The organism is Microbacterium sp. Bi128 (genome assembly GCF_918698205.1).
Genome location: NZ_CAKKMM010000371.1, coordinates 1 through 4,325, shown reverse-complemented (window position 1 = coordinate 4,325; position 4,325 = coordinate 1). Strand labels below are relative to the sequence as shown.

Here is a 4,325-nt window from a genome sequence, read left to right as displayed (position 1 = left end):
GGCGGACCGCGGCCGCACAAGGTACGGGTGCACCCTCTCGCCGGTTCGGTGGTTCGGTGGTCCGGGGGAATCGGGGGCGGGGCGACGCCGTGGCGGCGGCGCCCCGCCGCGCACCCGATAATGAACACGTGGAACCCTGGGAGACGCGCGACTGGTTCCAGGAATTCCTCGATGTGCTCAACCGCCACGATCTCGTCGCGTTGCGGGACCTCCTCTCGCCGGATGTGCGGCGCGCGCACCTTCCCGCCGGTGCGGATGCCTGGGTGTCCGAGTACGCGGATCTGTTGCGCGGATTCCCCGACTGGCAGTGGCGGCGCATCCAGCTGCTCGTCGAAGACGACCGGGCGGCCGTCCATCTGCGCGGAAGCGGCGCGCACACGGGAATCTTCGACGGTCTCGCTCCGACGCGACGGCGGGTCAGTATCGCCTCGTTCGCCATGTATCGACTCGCGCGCGGGCGCATCGTCGAGGCATCCGGGACCGACGACGCCGGCGCCATCCGGACGGCCCTGTCGTGAAGCCGGGGTTTCCGTTCGGCGGTCGGCCGGGCGCATCCGCGCGGACGCTCTCACACGACTCCCGCCGCGGGAGTGAAAGGACGTGCGCGCATGGTCGCTGACGGTCGCCCAGGTTCGGGGGTCGTCTGGGCGCGCGTCGAAGAGGGTTTCCATGTCGCGACCGCGCACGGCGTCTTCCTCGGCTATGTCGACCGGGAAGCCGACGGAACCTACTTCGCCTACAACCGCCGCTCTCGTCCCCTGGGGCGTTTCCCGAATCTCGTCGCCGCGATGACCGCCGTCTCCCACGCCCACGCCGACTCGGTCGCCGAGCCCGCGGTCATCGAGCTGCGCCAGGTGCGCGACGCTTCGCCGGGGTCGGTCGCGCGCTGGTCCTGATGCCCTTCCTCGTCGCCCCGACGGGGGTGTGGGCGCTCAGCCGCATCGCGCGTCGCGGCCCGGATCGCAGCGTTGCTGAGAACACAGCCTGAATTTCCGCCAGATTGCAAGGCCCCCTGCTTCGTGCGCGTCGCGCCCCATGCTGGAAAGAGCGTCCGGGTTTCCGGGCGCTGTTTCACTTCGAAAGGAACATCATGGGCTTCTTCGGATTCCTGCTCCTCGGACTCCTCGCGGGAGCCATCGCCAAGCTGATCCTCCCCGGAAAGCAGGGCGGCGGCTGGCTCATCACGCTGCTGCTCGGCGTCGTCGGCGCCCTCCTCGGCGGATTCCTCGGCGGGCTGCTGTTCAACGCACCGCTCCAGGACTTCTTCTCGATCCAGACGTGGCTCCTCGCCATCGGCGGTTCGATCATCGTGCTGCTGATCTACGGCCTCATCGTCGGACGTCGCGCCAAGAACTGACCGGAACTCTCACGGGGTCGGATGCCATGGCATCCGGCCCCGTCGTGTGTCCGGGGGCGTTCGGCCGTGTGGTGTGTCTGGGGGCCTGTGGCTGTGTACGAGCGGCCCGTGGTGGTCCGGGGGCGTGCGGCACGGCGCGAGGCCCACGCGAGCGGCAATGCGAAAGCCCTCCCGCGCGGCCGGTGGCCGCCCGTGAGGGCCGTGGAGGGGCTGACGGGAATCGAACCCGCGCTATCTGCTTGGGAAGCAGATGTTCTGCCATTGAACTACAGCCCCGAGCGCCTGACGGCACTTCCGCCAGCATAACAGCGTCTCCCGCGGCATCCGGGTCGGCGGGGAGCCCCTCTTCCGCCAGATCACGTGATCTGGCCGACATCACCCCCTATGTCGCGATGTCACGGGTGCGTTCGTCCGGATCGCGTGATCTGGACGACGTGGGCCCGTGCGGGTGCAGTCCCACGCCCTAGGCTGGGCGCGTGCTGCTCTCCGATCGCGACATCCGAGCCGAACTCGCCACCGGACGCCTGGGTCTCGACCCCTTCGATCCGGCGATGGTGCAGCCGTCGAGCGTCGATGTGCGGCTCGACCGCTACTTCCGACTGTTCGACAACCACAAGTACCCGTTCATCGATCCGGCCGAGGACCAGCCCGAGCTCACGCGCCTGATCGAGGTCGAGCCGAATGAGCCGTTCATCCTTCACCCGGGCGAGTTCGCGCTCGGCTCGACCTTCGAGCGCGTCACCCTCCCCGACGATGTCGCCGCGCGGCTCGAGGGGAAGTCTTCGCTCGGCCGGCTGGGCCTTCTCACCCACTCGACCGCCGGGTTCATCGACCCGGGGTTCTCGGGCCACGTCACGCTCGAGCTCTCGAACGTCGCGACGCTCCCGATCAAGCTGTGGCCGGGCATGAAGATCGGTCAGGTCTGCTACTTCCGCCTGACTTCGCCCGCCGAGAACCCGTACGGCTCCGGCCCCTACGGCAATCGCTACCAGGGCCAGCGCGGTCCGACCGCGTCGCGCTCGGCGCTCAACTTCCACCGCACCGACGTCGGCACGTCCGACGCCGGCGCCCCCGGCCACTGACCCGCGCCTGCGCGCCTGCCCGCCGCCGATAAACGCTGTCCCGAGTGAGACACGCCATCTCGCGGCGTGTCTCACTCGGTTGAGCGTTTATCGGTGATCACTCGGATGCCGAGGACTCGCGGCCGCGACTGAACCCGGCGTCGAAGCCGCGTTCGTAGGCGCGCTGCGCCGCACGGTGTCCGCGCTCGCCGTGGCCGTGGTGGCCGTGGCCGTGGTCGCTGTGACCGTGGTCGCCGTGGCTGTGGTGCCCGTCGTGGCCGTAGCCGTGGCCGCGAGCCGCGCCGTTCCCGGGCTCACCGTGCCCGTGCTCGCCGTGCCGGTGCTGGCCGTGTCCATGGTCGCCGTGTCCGCGGTGTTCCGCGTCGCGCTCGCCGAAGGCGTCGAGTCCGAAGCCTCGGCGCATGCCCGACCCGAAGCCGGGGCCGAAGCCGCCGCGCATGCCGGGGCCGAAGCCGGGGCCGAAGCCGCCGCGCATGCCGGGGCCGAAGCCGGGGCCGAAGCCGCCGCGCATGCCGGGGCCGAAGCCGGGACCGAAGCCGCCGCGTCCGCGCGGGCCGAACCGGCGCTCCTGGGTGTCGTCGATGCCCATCGCCTCGGCGACCGCATCGAGCGAGGCGACGAGTCGCTCCAGCTCTTCGGTCGGGACGTCGGACAGGAGCGCCGCGCGATCGGCATCCATTTGATCGAGGATCCCGCGGCCGGCCGCGGTGAGCGCCCAGCCGTCGTCGGTGCGCTCGATCCACCCGCGCTCGGCGAGGGCGGTGACGCGTTTGCCGCCGTGGGCGATGCGCTCGCGGATCCACGGGGAGTCGACGCGCCCGTCGATCACGCCGAGGATCAGCGCGGTCTTCGGGTGGAGGTCGCCGTCGCGCAGCTGCGCGAACAGGCGGTGGTGCAGCGCGGAGCCGACCGTCGTGAGGCGGTGGGCGAGGCTGCGGGGATCCAGAGGTGTGGAGGTGTTCATGGGAGGTCCTTTCGTGGCGGGAGATCCGCCGATACATGTCATGTGACAACGGATGTACTGTGACATGTATTCCGAATGCTTGTCAAGAGACATGTAAAATCCGGATGTGACCACCGATCCCGCCGACGACATCGCCGCCGCGCTCGCCCAGTTGCGGGGGCGTCGCTCGCGTCCGCCGTTCGGTCCCGGCGGTCCGCGCGGCCACGAGCACGAGCACCACGGGCACGGGCACCACCCGTTCCACGGTGGCCCGCCGTGGGCTGACCCCGGCCAGGGGAGATTCGCGGGAGTCGCGCGCCTCCGCATGCTCGACGCGTTGGTCGCGGCATCCGGCCCGTTGTCGGTGAGCGAGATCGCCGAGGCCGTCGGGGTGGATCAGCCCCGCGCCTCACGCCTGGTGCAGCAGGGCGTGCAGATGGGTCTCGTCGAGCGCGAGCCCGACCCCGACGACGCCCGCCGCACCCGCGTCCGCCTCACCGCCGAGGGCGAGCGGCTCGTCTCGGGCGTGCGCGGGCGACGCCGGGATGCCGTGCGCTCCGCCCTCGAGTCGTTCACGGCCGAGGAACGCACCGAACTCGCGCGGCTCCTCACGAAGTTCGCCGACGCCTGGCCGCGGGAGTGAGCGCGTGGCATCCGGTTCGGGTGCGCTGAGAACAGGGGATGCCATAAGAACAGGGGGATTCGCGGGGTTTCGGCCTGTTCTGGGTGCATGGCCTGTTTTGGGACGTGGCGCCGGGCTGTCGGCTGCGGGACTGGGCCCGGGGCGTCCGCGTTGGTGCGCTGAGAACAGGGGATGCCGCGAGAACAGGGGGATTCGCGGGGTTTCGGCCTGTTCTGGGTGCATGGCCTGTTTTGGGACGTGGCCCCGCGCGGTCGGCTGCGCGACTGGGGTTATGGCATCCGGTTCGGGCGTGCCGAAAAC

The 4,325-nt window shown here is 70.5% G+C and carries 6 protein-coding genes and 1 tRNA gene; 5 read left to right on the top strand and 2 right to left on the bottom strand.

Features of this window, described 5'->3' with window-relative positions; all coding sequences use genetic code 11:
- Positions 1 to 128 precede the first annotated feature (128 nt).
- The 3 genes from LQV45_RS19210 to LQV45_RS19200 all read left to right on the top strand — a co-directional run bounded on the left by LQV45_RS19210 (position 129) and on the right by LQV45_RS19200 (position 1,357).
- Positions 129 to 518, top strand: coding sequence for an ester cyclase (locus LQV45_RS19210; RefSeq protein ID WP_230008389.1), 390 nt, complete (start codon positions 129 to 131; stop codon positions 516 to 518).
- 90 nt (positions 519 to 608) lie between these two features.
- Positions 609 to 896 (top strand): hypothetical protein, encoded by a 288-nt coding sequence (locus LQV45_RS19205; RefSeq protein WP_230008388.1) that lies wholly within the window; start codon positions 609 to 611, stop codon positions 894 to 896.
- A gap of 194 nt (positions 897 to 1,090) precedes the next feature.
- Positions 1,091 to 1,357, top strand: coding sequence for a GlsB/YeaQ/YmgE family stress response membrane protein (locus LQV45_RS19200; protein ID WP_138173909.1), 267 nt, complete (start codon positions 1,091 to 1,093; stop codon positions 1,355 to 1,357).
- A gap of 202 nt (positions 1,358 to 1,559) precedes the next feature.
- Here LQV45_RS19200 and LQV45_RS19195 read toward each other — a convergent pair.
- Positions 1,560 to 1,633: transfer RNA gene (locus LQV45_RS19195), tRNA-Gly, on the bottom strand.
- Positions 1,634 to 1,833: 200 nt separating this feature from the next.
- Here LQV45_RS19195 and dcd point away from each other — a divergent pair.
- On the top strand, positions 1,834 to 2,439 hold the full coding sequence (gene dcd, locus LQV45_RS19190; protein ID WP_230008387.1) for a dCTP deaminase: 606 nt from the start codon (positions 1,834 to 1,836) through the stop codon (positions 2,437 to 2,439).
- Positions 2,440 to 2,536: 97 nt separating this feature from the next.
- Here dcd and LQV45_RS19185 read toward each other — a convergent pair whose 3' ends face one another.
- On the bottom strand, positions 2,537 to 3,403 hold the full coding sequence (locus LQV45_RS19185) for a hypothetical protein (protein ID WP_230008386.1): 867 nt from the start codon (positions 3,401 to 3,403) through the stop codon (positions 2,537 to 2,539).
- A 106-nt stretch (positions 3,404 to 3,509) separates the two neighbouring features.
- Here LQV45_RS19185 and LQV45_RS19180 point away from each other — a divergent pair, with 106 nt between their 5' ends.
- Positions 3,510 to 4,025 (top strand): MarR family winged helix-turn-helix transcriptional regulator, encoded by a 516-nt coding sequence (locus LQV45_RS19180; RefSeq protein ID WP_230008385.1) that lies wholly within the window; start codon positions 3,510 to 3,512, stop codon positions 4,023 to 4,025.
- The last annotated feature ends 300 nt before the right edge of the window (positions 4,026 to 4,325 follow it).